22 protein-coding genes and 2 tRNA genes are annotated in these 13,866 nt (G+C 66.3%); 19 read left to right on the forward strand and 5 right to left on the reverse strand.

Going from position 1 to position 13,866, the window contains the following annotated elements; translation table 11 throughout:
- Together BN996_RS17675 and BN996_RS17680 are read left to right on the forward strand one after the other, a co-directional pair.
- Window positions 1-249, forward strand: a 249-nt coding sequence (locus BN996_RS17675) for a DnaJ domain-containing protein (RefSeq protein ID WP_139043143.1), incomplete at its 5' end; no start/stop codon positions are given.
- A gap of 143 nt (window positions 250-392) precedes the next feature.
- Window positions 393-1,997 carry a GTPBP1 family GTP-binding protein gene (locus tag BN996_RS17680; protein ID WP_089781300.1) on the forward strand — a complete coding sequence of 535 codons (1,605 nt, stop codon included), beginning with the start codon at window positions 393-395 and terminating at the stop codon, window positions 1,995-1,997.
- Between the two features lie 39 nt (window positions 1,998-2,036).
- On the opposite strand, the gene BN996_RS17685 is transcribed toward BN996_RS17680, so the two are convergent.
- The 3 genes from BN996_RS17685 to BN996_RS17695 all read right to left on the reverse strand — a co-directional run bounded on the left by BN996_RS17685 (window position 2,037) and on the right by BN996_RS17695 (window position 3,892).
- Complete coding sequence (locus tag BN996_RS17685) at window positions 2,037-2,528, reverse strand: double winged helix-containing putative transcriptional regulator (RefSeq protein WP_089781302.1); 492 nt, start codon at window positions 2,526-2,528, stop codon at window positions 2,037-2,039.
- The gene (gene mch, locus BN996_RS17690; protein WP_089781305.1) at window positions 2,525-3,457 is read right to left on the reverse strand and encodes a methenyltetrahydromethanopterin cyclohydrolase; all 933 of its coding nucleotides are present in this window, start codon (window positions 3,455-3,457) and stop codon (window positions 2,525-2,527) included. Before mch ends, BN996_RS17685 begins: the two co-directional genes overlap by 4 nt.
- Before the next feature lie 120 nt (window positions 3,458-3,577).
- Window positions 3,578-3,892, reverse strand: a complete 315-nt coding sequence (locus tag BN996_RS17695; RefSeq protein ID WP_042663548.1) for an MTH1187 family thiamine-binding protein — start codon at window positions 3,890-3,892, stop codon at window positions 3,578-3,580.
- A 111-nt stretch (window positions 3,893-4,003) separates the two neighbouring features.
- Between BN996_RS17695 and BN996_RS20275 the strand changes: the two genes are divergently transcribed.
- The 5 genes from BN996_RS20275 to BN996_RS17715 all read left to right on the forward strand — a co-directional run bounded on the left by BN996_RS20275 (window position 4,004) and on the right by BN996_RS17715 (window position 6,399).
- Window positions 4,004-4,171 (forward strand): hypothetical protein, encoded by a 168-nt coding sequence (locus BN996_RS20275; protein WP_157837735.1) that lies wholly within the window; start codon window positions 4,004-4,006, stop codon window positions 4,169-4,171.
- 59 nt (window positions 4,172-4,230) lie between these two features.
- Window positions 4,231-5,289, forward strand: a complete 1,059-nt coding sequence (locus BN996_RS17700; RefSeq protein WP_042663549.1) for a YhjD/YihY/BrkB family envelope integrity protein — start codon at window positions 4,231-4,233, stop codon at window positions 5,287-5,289.
- Window positions 5,290-5,327: 38 nt separating this feature from the next.
- Entirely contained in the window at window positions 5,328-5,612 is a 285-nt protein-coding gene (locus BN996_RS17705; protein WP_042663550.1) for a DUF7130 family rubredoxin-like protein, read from the forward strand.
- Window positions 5,613-5,683: 71 nt separating this feature from the next.
- Window positions 5,684-5,938: a hypothetical protein gene (locus tag BN996_RS17710; protein WP_089781307.1), complete on the forward strand. Its 255-nt coding sequence runs from the start codon at window positions 5,684-5,686 to the stop codon at window positions 5,936-5,938.
- A gap of 170 nt (window positions 5,939-6,108) precedes the next feature.
- Window positions 6,109-6,399, forward strand: a complete 291-nt coding sequence (locus tag BN996_RS17715; RefSeq protein WP_089781309.1) for a hypothetical protein — start codon at window positions 6,109-6,111, stop codon at window positions 6,397-6,399.
- A 246-nt stretch (window positions 6,400-6,645) separates the two neighbouring features.
- Here the strand turns inward: BN996_RS17715 and BN996_RS17720 are convergent.
- Both BN996_RS17720 and BN996_RS17725 read right to left on the reverse strand, forming a co-directional pair.
- Window positions 6,646-6,716 (reverse strand) — tRNA-Gly (locus tag BN996_RS17720).
- Between the two features lie 12 nt (window positions 6,717-6,728).
- Window positions 6,729-6,799, reverse strand: a tRNA-Gly gene (locus BN996_RS17725).
- A 289-nt stretch (window positions 6,800-7,088) separates the two neighbouring features.
- Between BN996_RS17725 and BN996_RS17730 the strand changes: the two genes are divergently transcribed.
- Genes BN996_RS17730 through BN996_RS17785 form a run of 12 tightly spaced genes read left to right on the forward strand, consistent with a single transcriptional unit; the run spans window position 7,089 to window position 13,865 of the window.
- Window positions 7,089-7,931, forward strand: coding sequence for a putative RNA uridine N3 methyltransferase (locus tag BN996_RS17730; protein WP_042663552.1), 843 nt, complete (start codon window positions 7,089-7,091; stop codon window positions 7,929-7,931).
- A 4-nt stretch (window positions 7,932-7,935) separates the two neighbouring features.
- On the forward strand, window positions 7,936-8,952 hold the full coding sequence (locus BN996_RS17735; protein ID WP_089781311.1) for a 50S ribosomal protein L3: 1,017 nt from the start codon (window positions 7,936-7,938) through the stop codon (window positions 8,950-8,952).
- Between the two features lie 3 nt (window positions 8,953-8,955).
- Window positions 8,956-9,702, forward strand: coding sequence for a 50S ribosomal protein L4 (gene rpl4p, locus BN996_RS17740; protein WP_089781313.1), 747 nt, complete (start codon window positions 8,956-8,958; stop codon window positions 9,700-9,702).
- A complete protein-coding gene (locus BN996_RS17745; protein ID WP_004974911.1) occupies window positions 9,699-9,950 on the forward strand; it encodes a 50S ribosomal protein L23 in 252 nt (83 codons plus the stop codon). The genes rpl4p and BN996_RS17745 overlap by 4 nt, the downstream gene beginning before the upstream one ends.
- Before the next feature lie 2 nt (window positions 9,951-9,952).
- On the forward strand, window positions 9,953-10,678 hold the full coding sequence (locus BN996_RS17750; RefSeq protein WP_042663556.1) for a 50S ribosomal protein L2: 726 nt from the start codon (window positions 9,953-9,955) through the stop codon (window positions 10,676-10,678).
- A gap of 2 nt (window positions 10,679-10,680) precedes the next feature.
- Window positions 10,681-11,103, forward strand: a complete 423-nt coding sequence (locus BN996_RS17755) for a 30S ribosomal protein S19 (RefSeq protein WP_004042610.1) — start codon at window positions 10,681-10,683, stop codon at window positions 11,101-11,103.
- Between the two features lie 3 nt (window positions 11,104-11,106).
- Window positions 11,107-11,568, forward strand: a complete 462-nt coding sequence (locus BN996_RS17760) for a 50S ribosomal protein L22 (RefSeq protein ID WP_004042608.1) — start codon at window positions 11,107-11,109, stop codon at window positions 11,566-11,568.
- Window positions 11,568-12,488 carry a 30S ribosomal protein S3 gene (locus tag BN996_RS17765; protein WP_089781315.1) on the forward strand — a complete coding sequence of 307 codons (921 nt, stop codon included), beginning with the start codon at window positions 11,568-11,570 and terminating at the stop codon, window positions 12,486-12,488. The genes BN996_RS17760 and BN996_RS17765 overlap by 1 nt, the downstream gene beginning before the upstream one ends.
- Entirely contained in the window at window positions 12,489-12,701 is a 213-nt protein-coding gene (rpmC, locus tag BN996_RS17770; RefSeq protein ID WP_004062417.1) for a 50S ribosomal protein L29, read from the forward strand. It abuts the gene before it with no gap.
- Window positions 12,701-13,132, forward strand: a complete 432-nt coding sequence (locus tag BN996_RS17775) for a ribonuclease P protein component 1 (protein ID WP_042663560.1) — start codon at window positions 12,701-12,703, stop codon at window positions 13,130-13,132. Before rpmC ends, BN996_RS17775 begins: the two co-directional genes overlap by 1 nt.
- The gene (locus tag BN996_RS17780) at window positions 13,123-13,467 is read left to right on the forward strand and encodes a 30S ribosomal protein S17 (RefSeq protein ID WP_042663561.1); all 345 of its coding nucleotides are present in this window, start codon (window positions 13,123-13,125) and stop codon (window positions 13,465-13,467) included. Before BN996_RS17775 ends, BN996_RS17780 begins: the two co-directional genes overlap by 10 nt.
- Window positions 13,467-13,865 (forward strand): 50S ribosomal protein L14, encoded by a 399-nt coding sequence (locus BN996_RS17785; protein ID WP_004042597.1) that lies wholly within the window; start codon window positions 13,467-13,469, stop codon window positions 13,863-13,865. The genes BN996_RS17780 and BN996_RS17785 overlap by 1 nt, the downstream gene beginning before the upstream one ends.
- Window position 13,866 lies beyond the last annotated feature (1 nt).

Raw genomic sequence — 13,866 nt, forward strand, 5'->3', positions numbered from 1 at the left:
GTCTGCCGACTCATGCTCCGCCGACGACAGCGAACTCGCGGCGGCGACGGACCGAGCGTCCGCCCGTCGCGGCGCAGCATGAGTCGGCAGACGGCCCTCGACACGCTCGACCTCGACGACGACGCCTCCGAGGACGAGGTGAAAGCGGCCTACCGGAAGCGCGTCAAGGAGACCCATCCGGACTCGAAGACCGGCGACGAGGAGGCGTTCAAGCGCGTCAACCGGGCCTACGAGCGACTGAGCGACTGAGCGCGTCTCGGTTTCGTTTCGCATTCGGCCCGCACGGGCCTCGACGGTCGCGTCCGCTCCCGACGCCGTCTCGATTGCGGTACGTTCTCATGGCAATCGCTACCGCGGAAAGCGTTTTCACGGTCGGTTTCCTACCCGAGTCCATGAGCGCGGATCGGGCTCTCTTGGACGAGGCCCTTGAGCGCGGTGAGGAAGAAGGCGGAAACGTCGAGTTCAAAGAACGCCTCACCCGCGCCGTTCACCTGTCCGACGGCCGGATGGAGTCGCTCGCTGCCCAACTCAGACACCGAGTGCTCTCCGGCGACGGCGTGGCGACCTACGTGGTCGGCGTCACCGACGACGGCGGCATCGCCGGCATCCCGCCGGACGACTTCTCCGAGACGATGGACGTGCTGTCGCTTCTGGCCGAGGAGGCCGGCGCGCACATCGAAGACGTGGAGACGTGGGGCGTCGGCGACGGGGCCGAACGCGGCCTCGTCGGCGTCGCGACCATCCGCGAGGGCGCGATGCTCGACGTCGACGACGACCACATCGTCGTCGGCACCGCGGGTCACGTCGACCACGGCAAATCGACGCTCGTCGGGTCGCTCGTGACGGGACAGGCCGACAACGGCAACGGAAGCACGCGGTCGTTCCTCGACGTGCAGCCCCACGAGGTCGAACGCGGCCTGTCGGCCGACCTCTCGTACGCAGTCTACGGCTTTTCCGACGACGGACCCGTTCACATGCGAAACCCCCACCGGAAGTCCGACCGGGCGCAGATCGTTCAGGAGGCCGACCGGTTGGTCTCGTTCGTCGACACCGTCGGTCACGAGCCGTGGCTCCGGACGACGATTCGCGGCCTCGTCGGCCAGCGCCTCGACTACGGCCTGCTCGTCGTCGCCGCCGACGACGGCCCGACGAGAACGACCCGCGAACACCTCGGCATCCTGCTCGCCATGGAGCTGCCGACGGTCGTCGCCATCACGAAAATCGACGCCGTCTCCGAGGAGCGCGCCGCCGAGGTCGAACGCGAGGTCGAGCGGCTCCTCCGCGACGTGGGCCGGACGCCCCTGAGCGTCGAGCGCCACGGCGTCGAGGCCGCGGTCGAGGAGATAAGCGAGTCGGTCGTCCCGCTGTTCCCGACGAGCGCGGTCACGATGGACGGCCTCGACGACCTCGACCGGCTGTTCGAGTCGCTGCCGAAGCGCAGCGCCGCCGAGGGCGACTTCAAGATGTACATCGACCGGACCTACTCGGTCACGGGCGTCGGCGCGGTCGCCTCCGGCACGGTCAACTCCGGGGCGGTCGAGGCCGGCGACACACTGCTCTTGGGGCCGATGTCCGACGGCGAGTTCCGCGAGGTCGAGGTCCGCTCCATCGAGATGCACTACCACCGGGTCGACCGGGCCAACGCCGGCCGCATCGTCGGCATCGCCCTCAAGGGCGTCCGCGAGTCCGAAATCGAACGCGGGATGGTGCTCCTGCCGGGCGACGCAGAGCCCACCGCCGTCCGCGAGTTCGAAGCCGACGTGATGGTGCTCAACCACCCGACGCGGATTCAGGAGGGCTACGAGCCGGTCGTCCACCTCGAAACCGTCTCCGAGGCGGCCGTCTTCCACCCCGACGGCGGGCGACTCCTCCCCGGAGACACCGGCACGACCCGCATCGAGTTCAAATTCCGCTCGTACTTCGTCGAGGAGGGTCAGCGATTCGTCTTCCGCGAGGGCCGGTCCAAGGGCGTCGGCACCGTGACGAAGGTCGACTAGAATAGCACGGGCGGCGGCGCGAGTCGTCCCCGTCGGCGGTCAGACCGACTCTCCGACCGCGACGTAGCCGTCCGGTTTTCTCTCCGCCGCGCCGAACAGCACCGCCCAGTCGAGCAGCCGCGCGACCCTGCCGCGCCAGCGCGATTCCCATCCGTCGGGGTCGCGGTGACGCTCCCAGTTCGGCACGGTCGGCTCGAACGCGTCGAACACCGCGTCCGCCGACTTCGGTTCGTCGCCGAGGGCGTCGAGCGCCTCGCGCGCGCCGAAGACGTTCCCCTCGAACGCGCTCCGCAGGTCGTCCGCGTCGGGGTCGTCGCGGACGCGCTCGAAGCCGCGGCTCACCTCGCGGGCGAGGCCGAGCGACTGGCAGAACACGAGCCAGTCGCGGCCCTCGTCGGGCGTCACGTCGAGTCGGTTCGCAACCCGGCCGCAGCAGTCGTCTTCGGAGCCGGGAATCAGCGGGACGGCGCGGTGGGCGTCCCACAGTCGGTCGAGGGAGCCCGGTGCGGGCGGGACGGGCTTGCGCCTCACAGTCCGAACGAGTCGGCGAGCACGTCCTCGTCGGTCTCGCCGAGGGTGTACGTCGGGCCGTCGACCACGTCGACCGTGACCTGCGCGGGGCCGAACACGTCGGGGTCGACCGCGCCGAAGTCCCAGTCGGCGTCCTCGAACAGCTGTTCGAACGGGACGCCGTAGTCCGCCCCGGCCGTGGAAATCGCGCGGTCGAAGTCGTCGTAGTCCTCGCTCACGGTGACGTGGACGCGGCCGCCGTAGGCGACGGCGTCGTTCGTCCGACCCATGGCGACGCTCTCGTCGTAGCTGACGGGGGCGAGCGGGGCGGAACCGTTGATAGAGAGGACGTTCGTCGGGTCGTAGCCCGCCTCGAAGAGGTTGAACACGGCGAGTTCGGCGGCGCGCGCCGCGCCCGTGACGCTGCCGACGAGCGAGCCGGTCGCGTAGGTCGGCAGGAAGACGGCGCTCGGTTCGAGGCCGGTCGTCTCCGCGACGTGTTCCGCGACCTCGTCGCTCGGGAGGTCGATGCTCTCGACGGCGAGGACCGTCAGGTCGAACTCGTCGTAGTAGCCGAGGTGGTGGAACTCCTCTTCCTCGCCGACCAGCGCGCGGGCCGGGCCGGAGCCGAGGCCGTCGAAGTCGTCGAAGGTGAGCTCCCAGCCGGCCTTCTGCGAGCAGAGGAGGGCCAGCGCCGGGCGGTCGGTGGAGAGTTCGACGTGCGGGCGGGGCGTACCGGCGACATCCCCCATCCGCGTCTGTACCGTGGCGAGACCCGCGGTCTGAATCTCCGCGAGGAGCATCCCCGCTTCGACACCGCCGTCGGCGTCGACGCCGAAGTCGATGACCGTCGCACCCGAGTCGAGTTCGTAGCCCTCGATGCCGAGTTCCCCGGCGAAGTCGAGCGCCTCGTCGACCAGTTCGATGGCCATCCGATTGATGCTGTCCATGCGAGGCGATTGCGCGCCTTCGGCTAAAGGGTTTGTCAGTCGCACACCCTCCGGGCCGCGTGGACGTGTCTCGCGCCTCGCACGGCGGACCCGCGCGGCGGGTCGCCGCGGCCCGCGAAGCTACTCGCGGTCGCTCCTCGCTTCCCGCCCGAGGTGGGCTTCGACGGCGTCGACCTTGTCGGCGGCCGTCTGGTCTTTCGTTCGCTTGTCGTCTATCTTCAGGAACGTGCTCACGCGGTCGCCGTCGACCGCCTTGTGGGCCGCGCCGACCGCCGCGAGCAGTTCGTCGATGTCGTCGGCCTCGATGACCGTCCCCATCGGGTTCGTCTCGTAGGACACGGCGAAGTCGTCGAGGGCCGCGACCGCCTTGGCGACCTCGCCCGACATGCTCCCTTCGACGACCGGCGCGACGCTCAGCATGGCGATGACTGTCATAGCCGACACCACGGACCACGTGGTAGTAAAATCGAGGTGTGCGAATTCGTCGCACCGTTCGAGGCGTCCGAACCGACGAGGCTATCTCCGCGAACAGCCACAGTTTCATGTATGTTTCAGAGTGAACTAACTCGGCTGGCGCTCGTGTTGGGGGCGAACGTCGTCGGCGGGGTCACCCTCGGGTCGGCCGTCGGCGAGGCGGTCGGCTACGCGGCGGAGTGGACCGTCACGGGTGCGGTCCTCGGCCTCGCGGTCGCCGTCTTCGCCGCCCGTCGGTAGTCGTCACCGCCGCCCGACCGCGCATCGCGCTTTTCTCGTCGGCCGACGTATCAGCGCCCATGAATCAACGCGTCGCGCGAGCGCTCACGCTCGGTCGGGCCATCCTCTACGAGGTCCGCACCGAGCGACTCACGTTCATGGCCGGAAGCATCGCTTACGGGGCGTTCGTCTCGTTGCTCCCGCTGTTTCTGCTCGTCCTCGCGGCCGTCTCCGCCACCGGCGACAGCGACCTACGCCAGAGCGTCATCGGCGTCATCCAGACGGTCCTGACCCCCGGCGCGGGGGACGTCATCATCGCCGAACTCGAAGCGTCGAGTCAGCTCGCCAGTTTCTCGGTTATCGGCGTGCTCGTGTTGGTGTGGGGGACGCTCCGAATCTTCCGCGGCCTCGACACCGCCTTCTCGGACATCTACGAGTCCGAGGCCGCGAACACGTTCGCCGACCAGCTCTCCGACGGTATCATCGTGCTCGTCACGGTCGCCCTCGCCGTCATCGCCGGCGCGCTCATCGAGTCGGCCCTCCCCGCGCTCGACGGGACGCTCGGCTGGGTGGTCTACCGCGGCCTCCTCGTCGCCGTCCTCTTTCTGACGTTCTACCCGATGTACTACATCTTCCCCGACGAGGACGTGACCTATCTGGAGGTCGTCCCCGGCACGCTCGTCGCCGCCGTCGGGCTGACGACCTTCGAGTCGCTGTTCCGACTCTACGTCGAGTTCAGCAGCCGCGAACCCGAATCGAGCGTCGTCGCCGGGATTCTCGTCCTCCTGACGTGGCTCTACTTCAGCGGGCTCGTCATCCTCCTCGGCGCGGCCGTCAACGCGGTGCTCTCGAACCGCTCGCGCGACGTGAACGTCCGCCCGCTGTTCGGCGGCGTCCCCCTCGACTCGCAGACCGACGCTGTGACGCGCGACGAGGTGACCGCGGCCATCGAGCGACTCGACCGCCTCCTAGCGGCCGCTCCCGACGAGGACCTGACGCTCCGCGTCGGCGACGAATCCGTCACGCTCCCCCGCCCCGAACGGGTCGTCACCGACACCGAAACCAACCGGTTCCTGCCGGAGGGCCCCGTCAGACTGGAGCTTCGATGGTCCTCGTGGCCTGACAGTCACGAGGAGTGACGACGGGCGTTATGGGGCTGGCGTGCGTATGCGACACTATGGCAATAAAGACCCCTGCCCGACCGACGGAGCCGGCGCGACCGCTCGACGACGAACGAGCGCGGTGGGAAGCCGCCGAGACGACCGCCGAGACGGCCTCTCGGGCGGTTCGACCGCCGACCGTCGTCGAACACCGGCGACTGCCCGGGAAGAACTTCGGCGAGGCGCAACTCGTCTGGCGCTGCGACGACTGCGGCGAACTCGGCGCGCTGACGGCGTTCCCGTCGTCGTGCCCGGACTGCGGCGCGGGCCGCGAGGCGCTGTTCTACTTCACCGAGGACTGACCGCCTCGGCCGAGCGCGGTCCGACACAGACCGACCGCGACCGTTTTCCCGCCGCCCGACAACCCCCGGATATGTATCTCTCTCACCCCGTCCGTCGTATGCGCGACGACCCCCTCGACGACGAAGTCGCGGCACTCCGCGTCGAACCCGTGGACGACGACGCCCGCGAGACGCTCGAAACCCGCGTCGAGTCGCTCGGCGGCAGTCTCGAACGCGAACTCCGGTTCGGCGGCGTCGTAGTCTCGCTCGCCGAGTCGGCCGTCTCCGACCTGTGCGAACTCGACGATATCGAGCGAATCGAGACGGTCGACACGCTCGGATATTGATTCTCCGCCCACGCGTGCGAGGCCGGGACGGTCCGCTCGGGCATTAGTGTCAACTACTTAGTGTACTCCCTGCGGACGTGGCGTATGGTTCGTCTGCCCTCCCGAACTGCGCGTGTGACCGGTGTCGTCGCCGCCGACCTCATCGCCCTCGTGAGGTTCCCGACCGAATCATGAGCGTGCTCGCCGACCTCGGGGGCGTTCCCCTGCTCGTCGCGTACCTGTTGCTCCTCGCGGGCACGGCCGTGCAGTATCGGCGCGGGAAGCTCTCCGGCACGCGGACGGTTCTCCTCGTCGGGATGTGTCTCACGTGGCTCTCGTACGCCCTCTTGCAGGTGACCCAGTCCGGGACCGTGCCGACGGGCACGCCCCTTAACTACGCTCTCGACGCGCTCGCCGTCGTCGTCCTCGTCGTCGGCGTGGGAGCGATGGTCTGGTGGTGGCGGGCGCGGGACGAATCGTGAGTCCTCGGAGACGCGTCGCTGAGTGAGTTGCGTTCGGAGAACTGCGTCGGCTGGGAGTTCACCGAACGCCGTGAGGTGAACTCAGGAGCACCGGCGAGACGGCGGTCGAGTCGGTGAGACGGGATTTGAACTCCACTCGCTCACTCGCGTTCGCTCGCTAGTTCAAATCCCAGCGTCCCGCATTCACAACTCACAGTCCGAGCGACACGCACAGCGGTCGCTCGGAAGGTAGGTTCGTTGTAGAAGTGCGTCGGCTGGGATTTGAACCCAGGTTGTGACCATGGCAAGGTCACGTGATACCACTACACTACCGACGCATGTGGTGGATGTGCGCTGGCTGGGATTTGAACCCAGGTTGTGACCATGGCAAGGTCACGTGATACCACTACACTACCAGCGCATTCCGCGTGTATCGTGGCGTGCTGCTGCGTTACTCGATAGTGTCGGGTTGATAAATAAGACTTGCGAAACGGGGGAGAAATCGGGCGACGGCGCGCCACCTGCTACCACGTGAGATTCGCCTTCGGCGACCTGTCGGCGACCGTGTAATTATGTACCACGCGACGTTCGCCAATCCCCCGCAAACTGGGTCGTGGGACGCTCTATCACCCCAGAATGGATTCGCTACTCTTTTAGGTAGGCCCCCGGTACAAACGCCACAGTCTAGACGAGACGAGGATGAACCCGGCATGAAACTCAGCGTACTCGTGCCGTCCTCACTCGTCCGGGAAGCCGAAGATCAACGCGAGGCAACTCGCAAACTCGGCTACGTCGCCCGCGCGGCGGCGGTCTTCCGGGCGAACGAACTCGTCGTCTTCCCCGACGAAGACGGCGAGAACAAGTGGGGCGGCGAGTTCGTCGAAACCGTACTTCGGTACGCCGCGACGCCCCCCTACCTCCGCAAGGAGGTCTGGGGCAAGCGCGACGAACTCCGCTACGCTGGTATCCTGCCCCCCGTTCTCGTCGCGTCTACGACCGCGGACGACTCCGACGAGTCGCCCGCGTTGCGAGAAGGAATCGTGACCGAGGTCGGACCTGACGACCGCGTTCGGGTCAATTGCGGAATGCAACACCCGATCTCCCTGTTCGTCCCTCCCGGGATGGACCTCACAGAGGGAGAGCGCGTCGCTGTCAGGATCTCTTCGCGAGAACCGGTCCGTGCGCGGATCGTCGACGAGCCCCTCCCGGGCTTCGACGTATCCCGCATGGACCTCACGGAAGCACTCGGCAGGCCAGATGCGGGCGTGCGAATCGCCACGTCTCGCTATGGCGAACCGCTGTCGGTCCCCAGATTGGGCGACCTGACGGCCCGCATCACCGATGCCGGCGGCATGACCGTCGTCTTCGGGTCGCCGGGCCGTGGGCTTCCGGACATGCTCGGGATGCCTCCCGAGGATGTTGCAGACGTCGAACCTTCCGTTGGTCCGGGGTTCGACCTCTGGCTCAATACGATTCCGCGACAGGGCAGCGAGGTCGTGCGAACGGAGGAAGCGATGTTCGCCTCCCTCGCCTCCCTGACACTCACGGAGTGAATCCATGCCACAACCAAGCAGACCACGAAAAGGCTCGATGGGCTTCAGCCCGCGCAAGCGAGCAGTCAAGGAGGTTCCACGCATCAAGTCGTGGCCGTCCGACGACGGCTCCCCAGCGCTGCAGGGCTTCGCCGGTTACAAGGCCGGTATGACCCACGTGATGATGGTCAACGACGAGGCAGACTCCCCCCGCGAAGGAATGGAGGAGTCCGTCCCGGTGACCGTCGTCGAGACGCCGCCGATGCGCGCCGTCGCCCTTCGCGCCTACGAGCAGACGCCGTACGGTATGAAGCCGCAGACCGAGGTCTGGGCGGGCGAGTTCCACGACGAACTCGACCGCGTCCTCGACCTGCCGGCAGAAGACACGTTCGACTCGGACGCCGACGCGCTTCGCGAGGCCGTCGAGGCCGGCGAAGTCGATGACCTCCGCGTCATCACGCACACGGTGCCCTCCGAGCTCGCGAACGTGCCCAAGAAGAAGCCCGACGTGATGGAGACTCGCGTCGGCGGCGGCTCCATGGTGGAGCGCGCCGACTTCGCCCTCGACCTCGTTTCCGAGGGCGGCGAACACGAGATGTCCGACGTGTTCCGCGCCGGCGAGTACCTCGACGCCGCGGGTGTCACGAAGGGTAAGGGTACGCAGGGTCCCGTCAAGCGATGGGGCGTCCAGAAGCGTAAGGGCAAGCACGCCCGCCAGGGCTGGAGACGCCGTATTGGCAACCTCGGCCCCTGGAACCCGTCCCGTGTCCGCTCTACGGTTCCGCAGCTCGGTCAGACTGGTTACCACCAGCGCACCGAGCTCAACAAGCGCCTCATCGACCTCGGTGAGGGCGACGACGCCTCCGTCGAAGGTGGCTTCGTCAACTACGGCGAGGTCGACGGCTCCTACGCGCTCATCAAGGGCTCGCTCCCGGGCCCCAACAAGCGCCTCCTGCGGTTCCGCCCGGCCATCCGGCCGAACGACCAGCCGCGCCTCGACCCCGAGGTGCGCTACGTCTCTACCGCATCGAACCAGGGTTAAACCATGCAGGCAACTATCCGAGACCTGAACGGCGACGACGCGGGCAGCATCGACCTGCCCGAGGTCTTCGAGACGGCTTACCGTCCGGACCTCATCAAGCGTGCCGTCATCGCCGCGCAGGCAAACCGAAAACAGCCGTACGGTGCCGACCCCTACGCCGGACTTCGAACCCCGGCAGAGTCCATGGGCAGCGGCCGTGGGATGTCCCACGACCCACGCCAGAACGGCGTCGCCCGACGCGTCCCGCACGCCGTCTCCGGCCGTCGCGCTCACCCGCCGAAGGCCGAGAAGGACCAGGGGAAGGAGATCAACACGAAGGAGCGTAAGCTCGCCGTCCGCTCGGCGCTCGCCGCCACGACGGACTCCGAGCTCGTCGCCGAGCGCGGTCACCGCTTCGACGACGACGTCGAGCTCCCTCTCGTCGTCTCCGACGACTTCGAGGACCTCGTCAAGACGCAGGAGGTCGTCGACCTCCTGCAGTCGCTCGGCGTCTACGACGACATCGAGCGCTCCGAGGAGAACAAGAAGGTCAAAAGCGGCCAGGGCAAGCTCCGCGGTCGCAAGTACACCCGTCCGAAGTCCATCCTCTTCGTGACGGCCGACGAGCCCTCGAAGGCGGCTCGCAACCTCGCCGGCGTCGACGTCGCCACCGCGGCGAACGTCTCCGCCGAGGACCTCGCGCCCGGCACCCACGCCGGTCGCCTCACCCTCTTCACCGAAAGCGCACTTGAGGAGGTCGCAGACCGATGAGCATCATCGAACACCCGCTGGTCACGGAGAAGGCGATGAACCAGATGGACTTCGACAACAAGCTCCAGTTCATCGTCCACATCGACTCGACGAAGTCCGACGTGAAGGACGAAGTCCAGTCGCGCTACGACGTGACCGTCGAGAAGGTCAACACGCAGGTCACGATGAAAGGTAAGAAGAAAGCAACAGTTCGTCTCTCTGAAGACGACGACGCGCAGGAAGTCGCGTCGCGTATCGGGGTGTTCTAACCATGGGACGCCGAATTCAGGGCCAGCGTCGCGGTCGCGGTACGTCCACCTTCCGGGCGCCGTCGCACCGCTACAAGGCCGAACTGTCGCACAAGAAGTCCGAGGACAAAGACACCATCACGGGCACGGTCGTCGGCATCGAGCACGACCCCGCACGCAGCGCGCCCATCGCCCTCGTGGAGTTCGAGGACGAACAGCGCATGATTCTCGCGCCCGAGGGCATCTCTGTCGGCGAAGAGCTTCAGATCGGCGTTTCCGCCGAAATCAAGCCCGGCAACACGCTGCCGCTCGCCGAGATTCCCGAGGGTGTCCCCGTCTGTAACGTCGAACACCAGCCCGGCGACGGCGGGAAGTTCGCCCGCGCCTCCGGCGTGAGCGCGCAGCTGCTCTCGCACGACCGCAAGGTCGCTATCGTGAAGCTCCCGTCGGGCGAGGTCAAGCGCCTCAACCCCAACTGCCGAGCCACCATCGGCGTCGTCGCCGGTGGCGGCCGCACGGAGAAGCCGTTCGTCAAGGCAGGCAAGAAGTACCACAAGATGAAAGCGCGCGGTATCAAGTGGCCGCGCGTGCGTGGTGTTGCTATGAACGCCGTCGACCACCCGTTCGGTGGCGGCGGCCGGCAGCACCCCGGTCAGCCGAAGTCCGTCTCGCGGAACGCTCCGCCGGGCCGGAAGGTCGGTGACATCGCCTCCAAACGCACCGGTCGCGGTGGCAAGGGAGGTAAGTAACCATGAGTACGCAATACCGCACCGGCCGCGAAGGTGAGTTCACCTACCGCGGCTACACGCTCGACGAGCTGCAGGAGATGGAGCTCGACGAGGTCGCGGAACTGCTCCCCGCTCGTCAGCGGCGAACCATCACCCGAGGCCTGTCGGCCGAGCACGAGAAGCTGCTCGCGAAGGCTCAGGACAAGACGGAAGAGGAGACGGCAAACGCGCCCATTCGAACGCACCTGCGCGACATGCCGATTCTCCCCGAATTCGTCGGTCTCACCTTCGCCGTCTACACCGGTCAGGAGTTCGAGCGCACCCAGATTCAGCCCGAGATGATCGGACACTACCTGGGCGAGTTCCAGCTGACCCGTAGCTCGGTCGAGCACGGTCAGGCCGGTATCGGCGCGACCCGGTCTTCGAAGTTCGTGCCCCTCAAGTAAACCATGGGAATCAACTACAGCGTCGAGGCCGACCCGGACACCACGGCCAAGGGTATGCTCCGGGACCGGCCCATCAGCATCAAGCACAGCAAGGCCATCTCCCGCGCCATCAAGGGGATGCCCGTCGCCGACGCAGAGGAGTACCTCGAAGCCGTCATCGACGGCGAGCGGTCGGTTCCGTTCAAGCAGCACAACTCCGGCGTCGGTCACCGAAGCGACATCGACGGCTGGGACGCGGGTCGGTACCCCGAGAAGGCGTCCAAGGCGTTCCTCGAACTCCTCGAAAACGTTCGCAACAACGCGACCGAACAGGGCTTCGACGGACCGGCCATGGAGATCAAGCACGTCGCCGCCCACAAGGTCGGCGAGCGTCAGGGTCGCAAGCCCCGTGCCTTCGGTCGGGCGGACCCGTGGAACACCCCAATCTGTGACGTCGAACTCATCATCGAAGAGGTCGAGGAATAATGGCTGACGAACACCAATTCATCGAGAACGGACTGCAGCGGTCCCAGATCGACGAGTTCTTCGCGGAAGAACTCGGTCGAGCGGGCTACGGCGGCATGGACGTCGCCAAGACGCCGATGGGCACCCAGATCGTGCTCAAGGCCGAAAAGCCCGGGATGGTCATCGGGAAAGGCGGGAAGAACATCCGTAAGGTCACCCGCGAACTCGAAGAGCGATTCAACCTCGATGACCCCCAGATCGACGTGCAGGAAGTCGACGAACCGGACCTCAACGCCCGGATCGTCGCCGACCGCCTCGCCAACGCGCTCGAACGCGGCTGGTACTTCCGTAAGGCGGGCCACACGACCATCGACCGCATCATGGACGCCGGCGCACTCGGCGCCGAAATCGTCCTCTCCGGCAAGGTCACGGGCGCTCGCTCCCGCGTGGAGAAGTTCAACCGCGGCTACATCAAGCACAACGGCGAGCCCGCACAGGAGATCGTCGACGAGGGCCAGGGCGTCGCAGTCATGAAGCTCGGAACCATCGGCGTGACGGTCAAGATCATCCCGCCGGGTGCGCGCCTCCCCGACGACTTCGAAGTCGAGGAAGACGCCAACCCCGACGCGGTCGAACAGATCGAAGAGACCGAGAGCGTCGAGGACCTCCTCGAAGAGGAGCCGGAAGAGGTTCCGGACGTCTCCGAGGAGGCCGACGCCGACGCCGAGACGGACGCCGTCGACGAAGACGTCGTTGAGGAAGCGGCCGTCGAAGCGGTCGAAGAGGAAGTCGTCGACGACGAAGCCGACGACGAGGACGACGAAGCAGTCGAGGAAGTCGTCGACGACGACGAGGAACTCGACGAAGACGTCGCCGAAGAGGCGGCCGACCTCGTCGCGGAGATGGAAGACGAAGACGACGACGAAACGGAGGAAGAATAAATGGCGATCCTCTACACCGAAGAGATTCGCGACATGACGCCCGCAGAGCGCACCGCAGAGCTCGAAGAGCTCGAGACGGAGCTGCTCAACGCGAAGGCCGTGCAGGCCGCGGGTGGCGCGCCGGAGAACCCCGGCCGCGTCTCTGAACTGAAGAAGACCATCGCCCGAATCAAGACGATTCAGGGCGAAGAAGGCGACCTCGACGAAGAATAATGCCACTGACACCCGAGACCCTCGTGCGACACGAACTCAACGGCCTCCACGTGGAGGTCGTCGACGCGGCGAACCCCGACCTCGTCGGGATAGCCGGTCGCATCGTCGTCGAGACGATGCACACGTTCATGGTCGACGACGGCTCTCGGGTGCGGCAGGTGCCAAAGCGAGGGGCGACCTTCGAATTCGAAATTCCGCGTACAGATGAAGCCGCCGACGCCTCGAAGGCGTCGGGGACCGCGTCCAAACTTCGGTCGGATACTACTGGCGGATTTGATGCCAGTCAGTCTGATCGGCTCGCCGACTCATCATCGGCGGCTTCCCGTTCCGGGAATTGCGAGGGCGTGGCCTACGTTACGGTGGATGGCGCACAACTGCTCTCACGACCCGCCCTGCGCACCGAAACTACAGGTGACTCGAAATGGCGATAGGACTTGACGTTCCAATGCCTCCGGAACCTGACGATTCCGAGGCTTACGACTACGAAAAATGTCCGTTCTACGGCTCGCTCTCCGTCCGGGGTCAGACCCTGGAGGGGACAGTCGTCTCGACGGACATGGCAAAGACCGTCATCGTCGAGCGGGAGTACGACGTATTCGTTCCGAAGTACGACCGCTACATGAAGCGACGTTCCCGCATCCCGGCACACGTGCCGGGCGTGCTCGACGACGTCGCTGTCGGTGACGAAGTAACGATTGCGGAGACCCGACCTCTCTCGAAGACGAAATCCCACGTCGTCGTCGAGATTATCGGAGGTGACGAGTGATGGAAGCGCTCAAAGCGGACATCACCAAGGGTGTCGCCCGTGGCTCGCTGGTCACGTGCGCCGACAACACCGGCGCTCGTGAACTGAAGATTATCAGCGTCGCGGGTTACTCCGGCACGAAGAACCGCCACCCCAAGGCAGGTATCGGGGACAAGGTGACCGTCTCGGTCACCAAGGGTACCCCCGAGATGCGCCGACAGGTGCTCGAAGCGGTCATCGTCCGCCAGCGGAAATCTATCCGCCGGCCCGATGGCACGCGTGTGAAGTTCGAGGACAACGCCGCCGTCATCATCGACGAGATGGAAGAGCCTCGCGGGACCGAAATCAAGGGTCCCGTCGCACGCGAAGTCGCCGAGCGCTTCGGGAGTATCGCATCGACGGCTACGATGATTGTATAGT

Source organism: Haloferax massiliensis, from assembly GCF_001368915.1.
Taxonomy (GTDB): domain Archaea; phylum Halobacteriota; class Halobacteria; order Halobacteriales; family Haloferacaceae; genus Haloferax; species Haloferax massiliensis.

Excerpts from the sequence above, each read along its gene's own strand:
- BN996_RS17680 (WP_089781300.1), top strand. The coding sequence starts at position 393 with ATGAGCGCGGATCGGGCTCTCTTGGACGAGGCCCTTGAGCGCGGTGAG.
- mch (WP_089781305.1), bottom strand. The coding sequence starts at position 3,457 with ATGGACAGCATCAATCGGATGGCCATCGAACTGGTCGACGAGGCGCTC.
- BN996_RS17695 (WP_042663548.1), bottom strand. The coding sequence starts at position 3,892 with ATGACAGTCATCGCCATGCTGAGCGTCGCGCCGGTCGTCGAAGGGAGC.
- BN996_RS20275 (WP_157837735.1), top strand. The coding sequence starts at position 4,004 with ATGTTTCAGAGTGAACTAACTCGGCTGGCGCTCGTGTTGGGGGCGAAC.
- BN996_RS17700 (WP_042663549.1), top strand. The coding sequence starts at position 4,231 with ATGAATCAACGCGTCGCGCGAGCGCTCACGCTCGGTCGGGCCATCCTC.
- BN996_RS17705 (WP_042663550.1), top strand. The coding sequence starts at position 5,328 with ATGGCAATAAAGACCCCTGCCCGACCGACGGAGCCGGCGCGACCGCTC.
- BN996_RS17710 (WP_089781307.1), top strand. The coding sequence starts at position 5,684 with ATGTATCTCTCTCACCCCGTCCGTCGTATGCGCGACGACCCCCTCGAC.
- BN996_RS17715 (WP_089781309.1), top strand. The coding sequence starts at position 6,109 with ATGAGCGTGCTCGCCGACCTCGGGGGCGTTCCCCTGCTCGTCGCGTAC.
- BN996_RS17730 (WP_042663552.1), top strand. The coding sequence starts at position 7,089 with ATGAAACTCAGCGTACTCGTGCCGTCCTCACTCGTCCGGGAAGCCGAA.
- BN996_RS17735 (WP_089781311.1), top strand. The coding sequence starts at position 7,936 with ATGCCACAACCAAGCAGACCACGAAAAGGCTCGATGGGCTTCAGCCCG.
- rpl4p (WP_089781313.1), top strand. The coding sequence starts at position 8,956 with ATGCAGGCAACTATCCGAGACCTGAACGGCGACGACGCGGGCAGCATC.
- BN996_RS17745 (WP_004974911.1), top strand. The coding sequence starts at position 9,699 with ATGAGCATCATCGAACACCCGCTGGTCACGGAGAAGGCGATGAACCAG.
- BN996_RS17750 (WP_042663556.1), top strand. The coding sequence starts at position 9,953 with ATGGGACGCCGAATTCAGGGCCAGCGTCGCGGTCGCGGTACGTCCACC.
- BN996_RS17755 (WP_004042610.1), top strand. The coding sequence starts at position 10,681 with ATGAGTACGCAATACCGCACCGGCCGCGAAGGTGAGTTCACCTACCGC.
- BN996_RS17760 (WP_004042608.1), top strand. The coding sequence starts at position 11,107 with ATGGGAATCAACTACAGCGTCGAGGCCGACCCGGACACCACGGCCAAG.
- BN996_RS17765 (WP_089781315.1), top strand. The coding sequence starts at position 11,568 with ATGGCTGACGAACACCAATTCATCGAGAACGGACTGCAGCGGTCCCAG.
- rpmC (WP_004062417.1), top strand. The coding sequence starts at position 12,489 with ATGGCGATCCTCTACACCGAAGAGATTCGCGACATGACGCCCGCAGAG.
- BN996_RS17775 (WP_042663560.1), top strand. The coding sequence starts at position 12,701 with ATGCCACTGACACCCGAGACCCTCGTGCGACACGAACTCAACGGCCTC.
- BN996_RS17780 (WP_042663561.1), top strand. The coding sequence starts at position 13,123 with ATGGCGATAGGACTTGACGTTCCAATGCCTCCGGAACCTGACGATTCC.
- BN996_RS17785 (WP_004042597.1), top strand. The coding sequence starts at position 13,467 with ATGGAAGCGCTCAAAGCGGACATCACCAAGGGTGTCGCCCGTGGCTCG.